The following is a 16,056-nucleotide window of genomic DNA, read 5'->3' as shown; positions in this document are numbered from 1 at the left end:
CGCTAGCGTTCGACAGGCGTAACGCGAAACGGGCGGCTCCGGAAACGGGCCGCCCGTTTTTGCTGTGGGCGCGAACGACAGGATCACGCGCTCAGTGGCCGGCATAGAGCTTCGCGATATCGGCTTTGTCGGATGCATTGCGCCGCGCGTGGCTATGGCCGTGGCCGGTGTGCAGGCCCACACGGCGGATCGCATGCGAGCGATGCGCGGGATCGCGACTGCGTTGCCAGTCCGTCACGCGAACTGCCCTGGTGTGGGTCCGGCCAGGTTCGCGAATCGATGGTGCGGCCTGCGCAACCGGCATCCGGGTTGCGGGTTCGCCGGCGCTCGGGCCGCCGTGTAATGGATTGGCCGCCAGTTGCGTTCCGTCAGTCGAATGAAACGGATAGACGGGCACCGGCAACACCGGCAGCGCCGGATCATTCGATGCAAGCAGACCGGACTCGGCCGCCGACGCGGCAGGCGTGTCGGAGCCGCGACAAACGGGATCGGCCTTGCACGACCGGTCGGCCGTCACGTAGCCACCGACCAGCAGCATGAGCGTCAGGATGCTCAGGATCGGTGCGCTCGATGCGTGAGGCCGCCGGAAGGCCGCGTTGCGCAGCGTACGCGCGACGCGTGACGACCACGTGTGGAAGGATCGTGGCGCACGTGTGGCGTGCGCGTCGTCCGATGCGCGGTGAATCGGATCGAACGGCCAGTTCCACCGGCCGCAGACGGGGCAGTGCTCGAGTGCGCGAAATGCTACGAAGCCGCATGCCCTGCAGCGGCAGCAAGCGGTATGCCGCGATTCGGCGCGCGTGTTCAGCACGACGCGCCAGGCATCGCGCGCGCGGACGTTCCGGTTGGGCAGGACTCGCATGGTTCGAAGCGGGCAGGTGTCATTGACGAGACGAAGGGTCGCCGACGAGCGTGTTTTTCTCGTACGCGGCAATCGATCCACGCGCGCCATCAGCCAGCGGAGCGTGCGTCGTCGACTGTCGTTCGCATGCGGTGCTCATGTGATTCTCCATAACATCGGACGCGTTGAACACGTTCGTCCGCAGCTGCCTTCCGCTTCATTCTTTGTCGCTCGCGTGCGAAACGCAAGGAGCATGTCGGTCGTCGCGATCCGCACGTTCTGCGCTAACCCTCGTGCCGCTGCCGGGCCGCGAGCGTCCCGATGGTCTCCATCGCACGCTCGACTGCCGGCGTCCACGGCCGGCCGTAGTTGAGCCGCAGATAACGGCGGAATCCGCCGGTCGCGGAAAAGATCGGCCCCGGCGCGATGCTGACGCCGCTTTCCATCGCATCGCCGAACAGGTGCATCGCATCCACGCGCGGCGGCAGTTCGATCCACAGGAAATACCCGCCGCGTGGCGCGAAGACTTCGGTGCCGGCCGGAAAATACGCGCGAACGGCGGCGAGCATCTGCGCCTGGTGTGCGGCGAGATTGCGCCGCAGTTTCCGCAGGAAGCGGTCGTACGCGCCGTTGCGCAGGTAGCTCGAAATCGCCATCTGCGCGGGCACGTCGGCCGACGGCGCGCTCGCGTCTTTCGCCTGCCGGATCTGTCGCACGTAGCGTCCGGCCGCGACCCAGCCGATCCGGAATCCGGGCGCGAGGCATTTCGAGAACGAACCGCAATGCAGGACGAGCCCGCTGTCGTCATACAGTTTCGCGGGGCGCGTGGGAGCCGATCCGAAATGCAGTTCACCGTACACGTCGTCCTCGATCAGCGGCACGCCGCGCGATGCGAGCAGGTCGATCAGCGCGCGCTTGCGCTCGTCGGTCAACGTCGCGCCGGTCGGGTTGTGGAACGACGTCATGAACCAGCAGGCGCGCACCGGGTGCGTATCGAGCGCCTCGGCGAGCGCGTCGAGGTCGAGGCCGGTGAGCGGGTCGACCGGGATCTCGACGGCCTTCAGATGCTGGCGCTGCACGGCCTGCAGCACCGCATGGAACGCCGGTCGTTCGATCGCGACGATGTCGCCGGGGCGCGTCAGCGCCTGCAGGCTGAGCGTCAGCGCTTCGAGCGCGCCGGTCGTGACGACGATCTCGTCCATCGGCAATGCCGCGCCCGCGCTCAGGTAGCGCAACGCGATCTCGCGACGCAGCGCGTCGTTGCCGGGCGGCAAGCCGGACAGCAGCTTCGTGTGATCCATGCTGCGGGCCGCCGACGCCATATAGCGCCACAGGCTGCTCATCGGGAACAGCGAATAGCTGGCGAATGCCGAGCCGAGCGGGACGATGTCCTCGCACTTCAGCGAGTCGAGCAGGCGGAACAGCGGATCGTCGTCGCCGGTTTGCGCAGCGGCCGGCTTGCGCGGCGGATTGTGGCCGCCCCGTACGTGCTTGTCTTCCAGGTTCGCAACGAAATAACCGGACCGCGCACGCGCGACGATCAGACCCTCGCTTTCGAGCGCGTAGTACGCGCGAAATACGGTGGATGGGCTCACGCTATACGCGCGGCACGCGGCGCGCACGGTGGGGATGCGCGCGCCGGCCGCCAAGTCGCCACGCCGGATCGCATCGGCGATCGTCTGTGCCAGCGTCGCATATCGCTTCATGCCAGCCCTCCGGCCGCTCGGGGCCCTGCTGAAAAAAGAGTAGCACGGCACCCGTCGCGCGCAATCGCGCCCCAATCGCTGATCCGCATGTTTTTGAACGGCTCTGATCCTTTTCTTTCGTCTGACAAGCGGGCATGCTCCTGCAAGTCTTGTTCCCGATGTCCGACCGATACGGAATTCACGGTGCCCGACGGCGGATCCGTGGCCCCCGCGCGTTCCGCGCGGGACCTTGTCTGCGGCGTCCTTACCTTACCCGGAAGCATTCAGCGTGAAATCGAAGACCCTCATCGCGGGCCTGGTGGCCGGCATCGCCCTCAACCTGTTCGGCGGCGCCGCCACGGCGGCCTGCATCAGCAATCCCGCGGCCCAGCCGAACGCGACGTTCCCCGCCGCGCTGACCGGCAAGCTCGTCTATCACAGCTACGTCAATTACGGCGACGGCACGAGCCAGCTGTTCCTCTACGATTTCTCGGCCCATACGCTGACGCAACTGAGCAAGAGCACGTGGGGCATCACCGATCCGATGAACGGCGTGTTCAGCCCCGACGGCAAGTGGCTCGCGTTCATGGGCATCAGCAACGGCGCATGGAACGTCTTCATGCTGCAGCTCGGCGCCGGCACGCCGCCCGTCAACATGACGAACAGCACGGGCGCCACGCGCAACGAGGACCCGAAATTCAGCGCGGACGGCAGGACGCTCGTGTTCAAGCAGAACGGCGACGTCAAGCAGGCCACGCTGTCGTACACGAGCGCGGGCCCGGTGTTCACGTCGGTCGTGAGCCTGACCAACGCGCCGGCCGGCGCCGAATACTCGATGCCGTATCTCGCGCCGGACGCGAGCGCCGTCTACTACGCGACCGGCACGGGCTCGAACATGGGGCTGATGAAGCGCACGATCGCGACCGGCGCGACTGCTGTGTTCGATCGTCCGGCCGGGCTGCAGACGTACTACCCGATCGTGCGTGCGGACGGCATGGTGTTCTACGCGCGCTGGAAAGACAGCGGTGGGGCCGACCAGATCTATTCGAAGACTGCCGACCCGGCGTCGACGCCGAACGCGTTGTCGCTCAACGACTGCGTGAGCAACAACTCGGACCCGGCACCGGTGAGCGGTACGAACTACCTGTTCTTCTCGTCGACGACGGCGGGCGGCTATCAACTCTATGTCGGCGACGTGACGACCGGCCAGCGCTGGAGCCTGTCGCAGTTCGGCGTGAATGCCGATACGACGAAGGCCAAGCTCGGGTCGAGCTACTACGGCGGCCCGGCCGCCGCGCAGCCGACGCTGCTGTCGCAAGGGCGTCCGGCTGCCGCGTCGGCGAGCTACAACGCGTCGCTCACGCCCGACAAGGCGTTCGACGGCAACACCACGAGCACGCGCTGGGATTCGCCGGAAGGCGCGGGCGTCGATCCGCAATGGATCTCGGTCGATCTCGGTGCGACGAAGCATATCGATCACGTCGATCTGTACTGGGATGCGGGCGCGCTTGTCTACCAGATCCAGACGTCGAACGACAACGCGAACTGGACGACGATCTACTCGACGAACAACGGCGTGTCGTACGGCCATGTGACGCTGCCGAACCTGAAGGCGAGCGGCCGCTACGTGCGGATGCTGGGCACGAAGCGCGCGACGCAGTGGGGTTATTCGCTCGACGAAATGCAGGTGTGGGGATCGTAAGCGAAAAAAAGGCGGCTTTCAAAGCCGCCTTTTTTATTCGTCATGCGTCACGCGCTGCGCGCTTCACGCATGCAGCACATGCGTCGGAAACGCCGGACTGGCACTGGCCGCACCCTGCGCGAGCGGCGCGACCTGCTTGCGGCGCTCTCTCGTCGGCGCGACGCCGAACGAGTCGCGATAGCTCTTGCTGAAGTGGCACGCCGACTGGAAGCCGCACGCCATCGTGATGTGCATGATCGACATGTCGGTCTGCAGCAGCAGTTCGCGCGCGCGGCGCAGCCGCAGCGTCAGGTAGTAGTGCGTCGGCGTCATCCCGAGATGTTCGCGGAACAGCCGCTGTAATTGCCGCTGCGACATGTTCGCGAGCCGTGCGAGCTCCTCGCGCGACAGCGGCTCCTCGATGTTGTTCTCCATCAGCGAGATCACTTCGAACAGCGACTTGTTCGCCGAGCCGAGGCGCGCGACGAGCGGCATGCGTTGCTGCGCGCTGGTGTCGCGCACGTGTTCGACGATGAACTGCTCGGCGATCTGCGTGACGCGCGCGGTGCCCACGCGCGCGGCGATCAGGTTCAGCATCATGTCGAGCGGCGCGACGCCGCCCGTGCACGTGATGCGGTCGCGGTCGATCACGAACAGTTCCTTCAGGAAGCGCGTATCCGGAAACTCTTCCTTCAGCGCCGACATGTTTTCCCAGTGGATCGCGCACGCGTAGCCCGCGAGCAGCCCCGACTTCGCGAGCGCATAGGTGCCCGTGCACAGGCTGCCGAGCGGGATGCCCGAACGCGCGAAGCGGCGCAGCGCCGACAGATGGGCGGGCGTGGTCGCGCGCTGCACGTCGACGCCGCCGCACACGAATACGATGTCGGGCTGCCCGACGCATTCGGCCGGGCCCGTGTCGACCGTGAGCCCGTTGCTCGCCGTGATCGGGCCGCCGTCCGGGCTGATCACCGACCAGCGGTAGAGCGGCTGGCCGCTCAGGTAGTTCGCCATCCGAAGCACCTCGATCGCATTGGTGAACGCGATCATCGTGAAGTTCGGTAAAGGCATGAACGCGAAGTGGGACAGCGACGCTGTGCGGTCGGGCGACATGGGGAGCTTCCTGGAATCTCTAATAGCTATAGGCCCGAGGCACGAATCGGGCTGCGGTATTGTGTGAGCGAGCGCAACAAGCGTGCCATACGGCTAAACCCTAGCCGCTTTCGTTGATCTGGCTCAAGCGCATGCTGCACTGCACCGAACCCGTGACGCGCTGCACCTGCGCCGGGCGGCGGTGGCACCGCCGAAGTGCCTGTTCATAGGTAAACGCGCTCCGCGTATTTCATTGGCCATCCGGAAAAGCACGACCGGTCACTTGTATAAAACGGACGCGCATGGCGGAAAAGGCAAAGAACGCGTCTAAATTCATCAATCCGCCGAAAATCCGAACGACAAGAATAGAGCCGTCGGCAGCCTTGCACTGGGCAAGCAGGAAACCCAGGCAGGGCGGGCCTTGAGCTTCGGTTTCAGCCCCTTATTCTTCGTCACGGACGCACTATGTCGAACACCCAGCCTTTCTTCTCGCAGCCCCTTGCCGAGCGCGACGCGCCGGTGCGCAGCGCCATCCTGAAGGAACTCGAGCGTCAGCAGTCGCAGGTCGAGCTGATCGCGTCGGAAAACATCGTGTCGCGCGCCGTGCTCGAAGCGCAGGGTTCGGTGCTGACCAACAAGTACGCGGAAGGCTATCCCGGCAAGCGCTACTACGGCGGCTGCGAATTCGCGGACGAAGTCGAGGCGCTCGCGATCGAGCGCGTGAAGCAGATCTTCAACGCCAGTTATGCGAACGTGCAGCCGCACTCGGGCGCGCAGGCGAACGGCTCGGTGATGCTCGCGCTGGCCAAGCCGGGCGACACGGTGCTCGGCATGTCGCTCGATGCGGGCGGCCACCTGACGCACGGCGCGAAGCCGGCGCTGTCGGGCAAGTGGTTCAACGCCGTTCAGTACGGCGTGAACCGCGACACGATGCTGATCGATTACGACCAGGTCGAGGCACTCGCTCACGAGCACAAGCCGAACCTGATCATCGCCGGCTTCTCGGCGTACCCGCGCGCGCTCGACTTCGCGCGCTTCCGTGCGATCGCCGACAGCGTCGGCGCGAAGCTGATGGTCGACATGGCGCACATCGCGGGCGTGATCGCCGCGGGCCGCCACGCGAACCCGGTCGAGCACGCGCACGTCGTCACGTCGACCACGCACAAGACGCTGCGCGGCCCGCGCGGCGGCTTCGTGCTGACCAACGACGAGGACATCGCGAAGAAGATCAACTCGGCCGTGTTCCCCGGCCTGCAGGGCGGCCCGCTGATGCATGTGATCGCCGGCAAGGCCGTCGCGTTCGGCGAAGTGCTGCATGCGGACTTCAAGACCTATATCGACAACGTGCTCGCGAACGCACAGGCGCTCGGCGAAGTGCTGAAGGCCGGCGGCGTCGATCTCGTCACGGGCGGCACCGACAACCACCTGCTGCTGGTCGACCTGCGCCCGAAGGGCCTGAAGGGTGCGCCGGTCGAACAGGCGCTGGAGCGCGCGGGCATCACCTGCAACAAGAACGGCATTCCGTTCGACACCGAGAAGCCGACCGTCACGTCGGGCATTCGCCTCGGCACGCCGGCCGGCACGACGCGCGGCTTCGGCGTCGCGGAGTTCCGCGAAGTGGGCCGCCTGATCCTCGAGGTGTTCGACGCGCTGCGCGCGAACCCGGAAGGCGACCACGCGACCGAACAGCGCGTGCGCCGCGAGATCTTCGCGCTTTGCGAGCGTTTCCCGATTTACTGATCGACACCGACAAGACCAGAGACTCAAGCGAGAGGCGGATATGAGCACGCTGCATCAGGACAGCATCATCATCGACGGACTGAACATCTCGAAGTTCGAGAAGCCGGTGTTCGAAGACATGCGCAAGGGCGGCATCACGGCCGCGAACTGCACGGTGTCGGTGTGGGAGAACTTCACCAAGACCGTCGACAACATCGGCGTGATGAAGAAGAAGATCCGCGACAACGGCGAGCTGCTGACGCTGGTGCGCACGACGGACGACATCTTCCGCGCGAAGAAGGAAGGCAAGACCGGGATCATCCTCGGCTTCCAGAACGCGCACGCGTTCGAGGACAACCTCGGCTACATCGAGGCGTTCCACGACATGGGCGTGCGCGTCGTGCAGCTTTGCTACAACACGCAGAACCTGGTCGGCACGGGCTGCTACGAGCGCGACGGCGGGCTGTCGGACTTCGGCCGCGAAGTGATCACCGAGATGAACCGCGTCGGCATCATGGTCGACCTGTCGCATGTGGGCGGCAACACGTCGTCGGAAGCGATCGCGTTCTCGAAGAAGCCGGTGTGCTATTCGCACTGCCTGCCGTCGGGCCTGAAGGAGCATCCGCGCAACAAGAGCGATGAGCAGCTGAAGGAGATCGCCGATGCGGGCGGCTTCGTCGGCGTGACGATGTTCGCGCCGTTCCTGAAGCGCGGGATCGAGGCGACGATCGACGACTACATCGAGGCGATCGATTACGTCGTGAACCTGATCGGCGAGGACGCGGTCGGCATCGGCACGGATTTCACGCAGGATTTCGCGAAGGAATTCTTCGACATGCTGACGCATGACAAGGGCCGCTATCGCCAGCTGACGAACTTCGGCAAGGTGATCAACCCGGACGGTATCCGCACGATCGGCGAATTCCCGAACCTGACCGCGGCAATGGAACGCGCGGGCTGGAAGGAGTCGCGCATCCGCAAGATCATGGGCGAGAACTGGGTGCGCGTGTTCAAGGACGTGTGGGGCGCGTAAGCGCCACGCCGGCCGGACCGCCCCCAGCGATTCAACAAATTAAAAATCGGGACGTGCCCGCGCAAGCCGCGCGGGCACGCGGACGATGTCGTGCCTGCGCGCCGAGACGCGCGGCCAATTTCCTCACGGAGTCACCACGATGCAACCGCAACTGCCGATCAACGTCGATCCCGATACCGGCGTCTGGACCACCGATGCGCTGCCTATGCTGTACGTGCCGCGCCACTTCTTCACGAACAACCACGTCGCGGTCGAGGAAGCGCTCGGCGTCGAAGCGTATGCCGAGATCCTCTACAAGGCCGGCTACAAGTCCGCATACCACTGGTGCGACAAGGAAGCGAAGCTGCACGGTCTGACCGGCATGGCCGTGTTCGAGCACTACCTGAAGCGCCTGTCGCAGCGCGGCTGGGGCCTGTTCTCGATCATCGAGGCCGATCCGGCCAGTGCGCGCGCGAAGATCGAGCTGCGCCACTCGTCGTTCGTGCTCCAGCAGCCGGGCAAGGAAGGCAAGCTCTGCTACATGTTCGCCGGCTGGTTCGCCGGTGCGATGGACTGGGTCAACGACACGACGCCGGAAGGCAAGGGCGCGCCGCGCGCGCATTCGAAGGAAGTGCAGTGCGCGGCCGAGCATCACGACCACTGCGTCTTCGAAGTGTCGCCGATCGCGCACTGAAGTACCGACTCACCGACACAGAACAACCCGCAACACGAGACATTCGAACGCCAGAGGTCGCCTGCGATGCGTTATCCCCACCTGTTCAAACCCATGCAGCTGAACCAGCTGACGCTGCGCAACCGGATCGTCAGCACCGCGCACGCCGAGGTGTATGCCGAGCCGGGCGGCCTGCCGGGCGACCGCTATATCCGCTACTACGAAGAAAAGGCGAAGGGTGGCGTCGGCCTCGCGATCTGCGGCGGGTCGAGCCCGGTGTCGATCGACAGCCCGCAGGGCTGGTGGAAATCGGTGAACCTGTCGAACGACAAGATCATCGATCCGCTTACGCGTCTCGCCGACACGATGCACAAGCACGGCGCGAAGATCATGATCCAGGCGACGCACATGGGCCGCCGCTCGTCGTTCCACGGCGAGCACTGGCCGCACCTGATGTCGCCGTCGGGCGTGCGCGAGCCGGTGCACCGCGGCAACGCGAAGATCATCGAGATCGAGGAAATCCGCCGCATCATCGGCGATTTCGCTGCGGCCGCGAAGCGCGTGAAGGCCGCCGGCATGGACGGCATCGAAATCTCGGCCGCTCACCAGCACTTGATCGACCAGTTCTGGAGCAAGCGCTCGAACCACCGCACCGACGAATGGGGCGGCAGCCTGGAGAACCGCCTGCGCTTCGGCATCGAGGTGCTGACGGCGGTGCGCGAGGCGGTCGGCAAGGATTTCTGCGTCGGCCTGCGCATGTGCGGCGACGAATTCCACGAGGACGGCCTCGATCACGAAGCGCTGAAGGAAATCGCGCAGGCGATGTCGGAGACGGGCCTGATCGACTACCTGAGCGTGGTCGGTTCGGGCGGCGACACGCACAACACGATCGCCAACTGCATGCCGCCGATGGCATTGCCGCCGGAGCCGTTCGTGCACCTCGCGGCCGGCATCAAGTCGGTCGTGAAGATTCCGGTGATGCACGCGCAAAGCATCCGCGATGCGGGCCAGGCCGAACGCCTGCTCGCCACCGGCATGATCGACCTGGTCGGCATGACGCGTGCGCAGATCGCCGATCCGCACATGGTGATCAAGATTCGCGACGGCCGCGAGGACGAAATCAAGCAGTGCGTCGGCGCGAACTACTGCATCGACCGCCAGTACAACGGCCTCGACGTGCTCTGCATTCAAAACGCCGCGACGTCGCGCGAAGCGACGATGCCGCACATCGTCGAGAAGTCGCGCGGCCCGAAGCGCAAGGTGGTGGTGGTGGGCGCCGGCCCGGCGGGCCTCGAGGCGGCGCGCGTCGCGAAGCTGCGCGGCCACGACGTCGTGCTGTTCGAGAAGAACACGGAAGTGGGCGGCCAGGTGATGATCGCCGCGAAGGCGCCGCAGCGCGAACAGATGTCGGGGATCATCCGCTGGTTCGACATGGAAACCAAGCGCCTGGGCGTCGATCGCCGCTTGGGCGTCGCCGCCGACGAGAAGATGATCATGGCCGAGAAGCCGGACATCGTCGTGCTCGCGACGGGCGGCTCGAGCTTCACGTGGCAGGTGCCGGGTTGGGGCGTGGCCGAAGGCCTGGCCGTCAGCTCGTGGGACATCCTGACCGGCAAGGTCGAACCGAAGCAGAACGTGCTGCTGTTCGACGGCGTGAGCACCCATGCGGGCGCGGGCGTGGCCGACTTCATGGCGAGCCGCGGCTCGAAGGTCGAGGTCGTTACGCCGGACGTGAAGGTGGCCGACGATTGCGGCGGCACGACGTTCCCGATCTTCTATCGTCGCCTGTACGCGCTCGGCGTGATCCCGACGCCGAACACGATGCTCGACCGCGTCTATGAAGAAGACGGCAAGAAGATCGCCGTGCTGCGCAACGAGTACACGGAAGAACTGGAAGAGCGTGCGGTCGACCAGGTGGTGATCGAGAACGGTTCGTCGCCGAACGACGAGCTGTACTGGAAGCTCAAGCCGGAATCGCTGAACCGCGGCCAGATCGATCCGCACACGCTGTTTGCGGCCGAACCGCAGCCGTGCCTGTCGGAAGAACTCGGCAACGGCCGTTTCCTGCTGTTCCGTGTCGGCGACTGCATCTCGATGCACAACGTCCACGGCGCGATTTACGACTCGCTGCGTCTCGTGAAGGATTTCTGAAGATGAATCCGTCCTTCCTCATTACCGCACTGTTGTGGCTGTCGGTGGCGGGGCTCGCGTTCGCGGTCGCGAAGCGCTCGTCCTACTGGCGTCTCGGCCGGGCCACGGCGCCCGGCTCGTTCGGCGTCGCGAACCTGTTCGCGATTCCGAAGCGCTATTTCGTCGACCTGCACCATGTGGTTGCCCGCGATCCGTACATCGCGAAGACCCACGTCGCGACCGCCGGCGGCGCGATCGGCGCGCTCGCGCTGGTGTTCGTCAACTACGGCCTCGCGATCTACTCGCCGTGGCTCGACAAGCTGATCTTCCTCGCGGCGCTCGCGATGCTGGTCGGCGCGGTGTTCGTGTGGCGCCGGCGCGCGGCGAAGGACGTGCCCGCCCGCCTGTCGCGCGGCCCGTGGAATACGCTGCCCTGGCTGCTCGGTTCGTTCGCGCTCGGCCTCGTGCTGTTCATGCTGGTGCCGACCGGCGCGATGTCGGGTGCGTTCGCGGTGCTCTGCGCGCTGCTGATCGGCATCGGCGCATTCACGATGACGGTCGGCGCCGCGAAGGGCGGCCCGATGAAGCACGCGATCGCCGGCCTGCTGCACCTCGCCTTCCACCCGCGCCAGGAGCGTTTCGCGGCCACACGCGAGTCGTTCACCGGCAACGGCACGGCCACGCCGCCGACCGCGCTGAAGCTGCCGGACATCGAGCATCAGGAGTACGGCGTCGCGAAGCCGGTCGAATTCCGCTGGAACCAGCTGCTGAGCTTCGACGCGTGCGTGCAGTGCGGCAAGTGCGAAGCAGCGTGCCCCGCGTTCGCGTCGGGCCAGCCGCTGAACCCGAAGAAGCTGATCCAGGATCTCGTGGTCGGGATGGCCGGCGGCACCGATGCCGCGTACGCGGGCAGTCCGACCCCGGGCCTCGCGGTCGGCCAGCATCGCGGCGAGCCGAACGGCCCGATCGTGTCGGGCCTGATTGAAGAACAGACGCTGTGGTCGTGCACGACCTGCCGCGCGTGCGTGCAGGAATGCCCGATGCTGATCGAGCACGTCGACGCGATCGTCGACATGCGCCGCAACCGCACGCTCGTGCACGGCTCGGTGCCGGGCAAGGGCCAGGAAGTGCTTGCGAACCTGCGCGAGACCGGCACGATGGGCGGCTACGACACGGCCGCGCGCTACGACTGGTCGGTCGACCTGAGCGCGCCGGTCGCGCAGCCGGGCAAGCCGGTCGACGTGCTGTTCGTCGCGGGCGAAGGCGCGTTCGACATGCGCTACCAGCGCACGCTGCGCGCGTTCGTCAAGGTGCTGAACAAGGCCGGCGTCGACTACGCGGTGCTCGGCTCGACCGAGACCGACACGGGCGACGTCGCGCGCCGGCTCGGCGACGAAGCGACGTTCCAGCAGATGGCGAAGCGCCTGATCGGCACGCTCGGCACGCTGTCGTATAAGCAGATCGTGACGGCCGACCCGCACGTGATGCACAGTCTGCGCAACGAATACCGTGCGCTCGGGCTGCGCGTGACGGTCAAGCATCACACGACCTATCTCGCCGAACTGGCCGACAGCGGCAAGATCGTGCCGAAGGCCGTCGAAGCGCTGAGCGAGAAGCGCACCACGTATCACGACCCGTGTTATCTCGGCCGCTACAACGGCGAGACGGAAGCGCCGCGCAAGCTGCTAAAGACGATCGGCATCCAGGTCGTCGAGATGGAGCGCAACGGCATGCGCGGCCGCTGCTGCGGCGGTGGCGGCGGTGCGCCGCTGACCGACATCCCCGGCAAGCAGCGCATTCCGGACATCCGCATCGCCGACGCACGCACGATCGGCGCGGACGTGGTCGCGGTTGCGTGCCCGAACTGCACGGCGATGCTCGAAGGCGTCGTGGGCCCGCGCCCCGACGTGCTCGACGTAGCCGAACTCGTTGCCGCTTCGCTGGAGTGAGTGAATCGATGAATACGATCAAACGAATCGATCCGCGCCGGCCGTTCATCATCACGGCCGCAGGCCTGAAGCGCATCACGCTCGGCGAGGAAGGCAGCGCCGACGCGAGCGCCGCACACTGGTCCGCGCACGGCCACGCGGCTGCCGCGAAGCCGCGCCGCGCGGTGCAGGAGCCGAAGCACGTGGTGCTGGTGGTCGCGCACGGCGAACGCGGCGCACTCGACGATCACGCACGGCAGGCGATTGCCGCCGCCGCGGTGCTCGCCGATGCCCAGACCGAAGTCGCGCTGCTTGCATTCGGCGAACTGAAGGACGACGTCGCCGAACTCGGCGTCGACAAGCTGGTTGAACTCGCCGGCTTCGATCGCCGCGCATTCGATCCCGAAAGCGAATTGCAAGCGTTGCAGGCGTGCGTGGCGGCGCTCTCGCCGAAACACGTGTTCGTGCCCGACAACGCGACGGGCGACGGCGATCTCGGCCGGCGTTACGCGGCGGCCGCCGGTGCGAGCGTCGCGACCAACGTCGTCGAGATCGACGCGAAGCATGTCGGCGCGTATGCGCAGGCCGGCCGCGCGTTCGCGACGCGCGGGCTGCCCGACGTGATCCTGCTCGCGCAGAACGCGGTCGACGCGAAGCTGCCGTTCGTCGGTGCGGGCGAACGCCTGGCCGCCGACTTCATCCGCCCGGCCCATGACGCCGCGCAGCCTTACCGCGATCTCGGCCTCGAGGAAATCGATGCGGCGCGGGTTGCGCTCGAGGAAGCCGATTTCATCGTGTCGGCCGGCAACGGCGTGTCCGACATCGGCGCGTTCGAGCAGCTGGCCGGTGCGTTCGGCGCGGCGATCGGCGCGAGCCGCGTCGCGGTCGACAACGGCCACTTCACGCGCGACAAGCAGGTCGGCGCGACCGGCAAGACGGTCGAGGCGAGCGTGTATATCGCGTTCGGCATTTCGGGCGCGGTGCAGCATCTGCAGGGGATCAAGGACTGCCGCCACGTGATCGCGGTGAACCTCGACGGCAGCGCGCCGATCGCGAAGCGCGCGAACCTGACGGTGGTCGGCGATGCGCAGGCGACGATCGCCGCGCTGATCGAACAGGTGCAGGCCGCGCGGGTCGCGCGCGGACAATCGCCGGCCGCGGTCGGCAACCGTGAACCGGAAGGAGTCGCAGCATGAACGCCCCTCGCCAGTTGCAACGCATCGCGGTGCTCGTGTCCGTCGGCCGGCACCGGGTCAGCGGCGTCGCGCGATACAGCCGCAACGACGCGGCCGCGCTCGAAACCGGCCGCCAGCTCGCGGAACGGCATCGCGCGCAGCTCGACGTGATCCATGCAGGCGACCCCGCGAACGCGGCGCTTGCCGAATATCTCGCGCTGGGCGCGCGGGAGGTCGAAGTGCTGGCCTGCCGCGACGGCGACGATGCCGTGCATGCGCTCGCCGCGCGCGTCGAAGGCTACGACGTCGTGCTGACCGGCACGCGCGCCGAGGGCGCGTACGACACCGGGATGCTGCCGTATCGCATCGCCGCGGCGCTCGGTTATCCGCTCGTCGGCTCGGCCGTCGACGTGACGATCGAAGGCGGCCGCGCGGCCGTGCGGCAATTTTTGCCGAAAGGACTGCGGCGCCGCGTCGACGCGGCGCTGCCGGCCGTCGTCGCCGTCCATCCGCTCGCCAATGCCGAGCCGCGCTACGCGTATGCGCGGCTGCGCGCCGGCGCGATCCGGCCGGCGCTCGCGGCGCCCGGCGCGGACGCCGACGCGGCCGCGTGGACGGTCGGTCCGGTTGAGCGTAAACCCGTAAAACTGGTCGCCGCCGAGAAGCGTTCCGGGCATGCCCGGATGCTGTCCGCGACGACGACCGAAAGTCGTGGCGGCAGCGTCGTAAATGAAGGGAGTTCGGTCGAAAAAGCACAAGTGATCCTCGCGTATTTGCGCGAGCATCAGCTCATCGACTACTGATTTTGATGCCTGTCGGCAAGAACCCAGGGATGCAAGGAATCCGGAGCAAACGATGAAAGTATCGGCAGACATTCGTGCACTGATCGAGCGGCGCAAGGAAGGGCACAGCCTCGACGCACCGTTTTACACGAGCGAGGAAATTTTCGCGCTCGACATGGAGGCGATTTTCCGCCAGCACTGGATCCAGGTGGCGGTCGAGCCGGACATTCCCGAGCCGGGCGACTACTTGACCGTGGAGCTGGGGACCGATTCGATCCTGATCGTGCGCGACGACGACATGGCGATTCGTGCGTTCCACAACGTGTGCCGTCACCGCGGCGCGCGCCTGTGCAACGAGGACAAGGGCTCGGTCGGCAACATCGTGTGTCCGTACCACAGCTGGACCTACAACCTGACGGGCCAGCTGATGTTCGCCGAGCACATGGGCGAGCAGTTCGACCGCTGCAAGCACAGCCTGAAGTCGGTGCACGTCGAGAACCTCGCGGGCCTGATCTTCATCTGCCTCGCCGAGGAGCCGCCGGTCGACTTCGCGAAGATGCGTGCCGAGATGGAGCCGTACCTGCTGCCGCACGACCTGCCGAGCACGAAGGTCGCCGCGCAGATCGACATCATCGAGGAAGGCAACTGGAAGCTCACGATGGAGAACAACCGCGAGTGCTATCACTGCGTCGCGAACCATCCGGAGCTGACGATCTCGCTGTACGAATACGGCTTCGGCTACCAGCGTTCCGACGCCAACGCCGAGGGCATGGACGCGTTCGCTGAGACGTGCGTCCGGCGCGGGAAGGAATGGGCCGAGATGGGCCTGCCGTCCGCCGAGATCGAGAAACTGCTCGACGTGACGGGCTTCCGTACGCAGCGCCTGCCGCTCGACCGCAGCGGCGAATCGCAGACGCTGGATGCGAAGGTCGCGTCGAAGAAGCTGCTTGGTGGATTCGACAAGGCCGATCTCGGCGGGCTGTCGTTCTGGACGCAGCCGAACTCGTGGCACCACTTCATGAGCGATCACATCGTGACGTTCTCGGTGATCCCGCTGTCGGCCGGCAAGACGCTGGTGCGCACGAAGTGGCTCGTGCACAAGGACGCGAAGGAAGGCATCGACTACGACGTGAAGAACCTCACGGCCGTGTGGAATGCGACCAACGACCAGGATCGCGCGCTCGTCGAATTCTCGCAGCGCGGTGCGACCAGCAGCGCATACGAGCCGGGCCCGTACTCGCCGTACACGGAAGGTCTCGTCGAAAAATTCTCGGCCTGGTACATCGGCCGGCTCGCCGAAAAAACCGGCGAATAGTATCCAGCAGCGAACAAGCGGAGCAA

General features: G+C 66.2%; 12 protein-coding genes. 9 read left to right on the top strand and 3 right to left on the bottom strand.

Annotated elements, in window-relative coordinates:
- Positions 1–91: 91 nt before the first annotated feature.
- Together OEJ37_RS11175 and OEJ37_RS11170 are read right to left on the bottom strand one after the other, a co-directional pair.
- Positions 92–862, bottom strand: a complete 771-nt coding sequence (locus OEJ37_RS11175; RefSeq protein WP_263344393.1) for a hypothetical protein — start codon at positions 860–862, stop codon at positions 92–94.
- Positions 863–1,125: 263 nt separating this feature from the next.
- Entirely contained in the window at positions 1,126–2,547 is a 1,422-nt protein-coding gene (locus OEJ37_RS11170) for a PLP-dependent aminotransferase family protein (RefSeq protein ID WP_263344312.1), read from the bottom strand.
- A gap of 268 nt (positions 2,548–2,815) precedes the next feature.
- On the opposite strand from OEJ37_RS11170, the gene OEJ37_RS11165 reads away from it, so the two are divergent.
- Positions 2,816–4,228 carry a discoidin domain-containing protein gene (locus OEJ37_RS11165; RefSeq protein WP_263344310.1) on the top strand — a complete coding sequence of 471 codons (1,413 nt, stop codon included), beginning with the start codon at positions 2,816–2,818 and terminating at the stop codon, positions 4,226–4,228.
- A gap of 63 nt (positions 4,229–4,291) precedes the next feature.
- On the opposite strand, the gene OEJ37_RS11160 is transcribed toward OEJ37_RS11165, so the two are convergent.
- Entirely contained in the window at positions 4,292–5,317 is a 1,026-nt protein-coding gene (locus tag OEJ37_RS11160) for a GlxA family transcriptional regulator (RefSeq protein ID WP_263344309.1), read from the bottom strand.
- 444 nt (positions 5,318–5,761) lie between these two features.
- Between OEJ37_RS11160 and OEJ37_RS11155 the strand changes: the two genes are divergently transcribed.
- From OEJ37_RS11155 to OEJ37_RS11120, 8 genes are all read left to right on the top strand, one after another.
- The gene (locus tag OEJ37_RS11155) at positions 5,762–7,036 is read left to right on the top strand and encodes a serine hydroxymethyltransferase (RefSeq protein ID WP_263344307.1); all 1,275 of its coding nucleotides are present in this window, start codon (positions 5,762–5,764) and stop codon (positions 7,034–7,036) included.
- A gap of 40 nt (positions 7,037–7,076) precedes the next feature.
- Positions 7,077–8,048: a dipeptidase gene (locus OEJ37_RS11150; RefSeq protein ID WP_174417596.1), complete on the top strand. Its 972-nt coding sequence runs from the start codon at positions 7,077–7,079 to the stop codon at positions 8,046–8,048.
- Between the two features lie 139 nt (positions 8,049–8,187).
- Positions 8,188–8,721 carry a DUF5943 domain-containing protein gene (locus tag OEJ37_RS11145; RefSeq protein ID WP_059451758.1) on the top strand — a complete coding sequence of 178 codons (534 nt, stop codon included), beginning with the start codon at positions 8,188–8,190 and terminating at the stop codon, positions 8,719–8,721.
- A 66-nt stretch (positions 8,722–8,787) separates the two neighbouring features.
- A complete protein-coding gene (locus OEJ37_RS11140) occupies positions 8,788–10,851 on the top strand; it encodes an NADH:flavin oxidoreductase (protein ID WP_175918492.1) in 2,064 nt (687 codons plus the stop codon).
- Positions 10,852–10,853: 2 nt separating this feature from the next.
- On the top strand, positions 10,854–12,779 hold the full coding sequence (locus tag OEJ37_RS11135; RefSeq protein WP_175918491.1) for a (Fe-S)-binding protein: 1,926 nt from the start codon (positions 10,854–10,856) through the stop codon (positions 12,777–12,779).
- An 8-nt stretch (positions 12,780–12,787) separates the two neighbouring features.
- A complete protein-coding gene (locus OEJ37_RS11130) occupies positions 12,788–13,954 on the top strand; it encodes an electron transfer flavoprotein subunit alpha/FixB family protein (protein ID WP_175918490.1) in 1,167 nt (388 codons plus the stop codon).
- On the top strand, positions 13,951–14,736 hold the full coding sequence (locus OEJ37_RS11125) for an electron transfer flavoprotein subunit beta/FixA family protein (RefSeq protein WP_263344298.1): 786 nt from the start codon (positions 13,951–13,953) through the stop codon (positions 14,734–14,736). The genes OEJ37_RS11130 and OEJ37_RS11125 overlap by 4 nt, the downstream gene beginning before the upstream one ends.
- A gap of 52 nt (positions 14,737–14,788) precedes the next feature.
- A complete protein-coding gene (locus OEJ37_RS11120) occupies positions 14,789–16,030 on the top strand; it encodes an aromatic ring-hydroxylating oxygenase subunit alpha (RefSeq protein WP_174417592.1) in 1,242 nt (413 codons plus the stop codon).
- The last annotated feature ends 26 nt before the right edge of the window (positions 16,031–16,056 follow it).

It is taken from the genome of Burkholderia sp. BKH01 (assembly GCF_025685725.1).
Classification (GTDB): Bacteria; Pseudomonadota; Gammaproteobacteria; order Burkholderiales; family Burkholderiaceae; genus Burkholderia; species Burkholderia pyrrocinia_C.
Note: the sequence above shows the minus strand (reverse complement) of the source record. Positions and strands in the feature narration are given on the sequence as shown.

Bases quoted from the DNA above. Each gene is read 5' to 3' on its own strand.
- OEJ37_RS11175 (WP_263344393.1), bottom strand. From the start codon at position 862: ATGCGAGTCCTGCCCAACCGGAACGTCCGCGCGCGCGATGCCTGGCGC.
- OEJ37_RS11170 (WP_263344312.1), bottom strand. From the start codon at position 2,547: ATGAAGCGATATGCGACGCTGGCACAGACGATCGCCGATGCGATCCGG.
- OEJ37_RS11160 (WP_263344309.1), bottom strand. From the start codon at position 5,317: ATGTCGCCCGACCGCACAGCGTCGCTGTCCCACTTCGCGTTCATGCCT.
- OEJ37_RS11155 (WP_263344307.1), top strand. From the start codon at position 5,762: ATGTCGAACACCCAGCCTTTCTTCTCGCAGCCCCTTGCCGAGCGCGAC.
- OEJ37_RS11150 (WP_174417596.1), top strand. From the start codon at position 7,077: ATGAGCACGCTGCATCAGGACAGCATCATCATCGACGGACTGAACATC.
- OEJ37_RS11145 (WP_059451758.1), top strand. From the start codon at position 8,188: ATGCAACCGCAACTGCCGATCAACGTCGATCCCGATACCGGCGTCTGG.
- OEJ37_RS11140 (WP_175918492.1), top strand. From the start codon at position 8,788: ATGCGTTATCCCCACCTGTTCAAACCCATGCAGCTGAACCAGCTGACG.
- OEJ37_RS11135 (WP_175918491.1), top strand. From the start codon at position 10,854: ATGAATCCGTCCTTCCTCATTACCGCACTGTTGTGGCTGTCGGTGGCG.
- OEJ37_RS11130 (WP_175918490.1), top strand. From the start codon at position 12,788: ATGAATACGATCAAACGAATCGATCCGCGCCGGCCGTTCATCATCACG.
- OEJ37_RS11125 (WP_263344298.1), top strand. From the start codon at position 13,951: ATGAACGCCCCTCGCCAGTTGCAACGCATCGCGGTGCTCGTGTCCGTC.
- OEJ37_RS11120 (WP_174417592.1), top strand. From the start codon at position 14,789: ATGAAAGTATCGGCAGACATTCGTGCACTGATCGAGCGGCGCAAGGAA.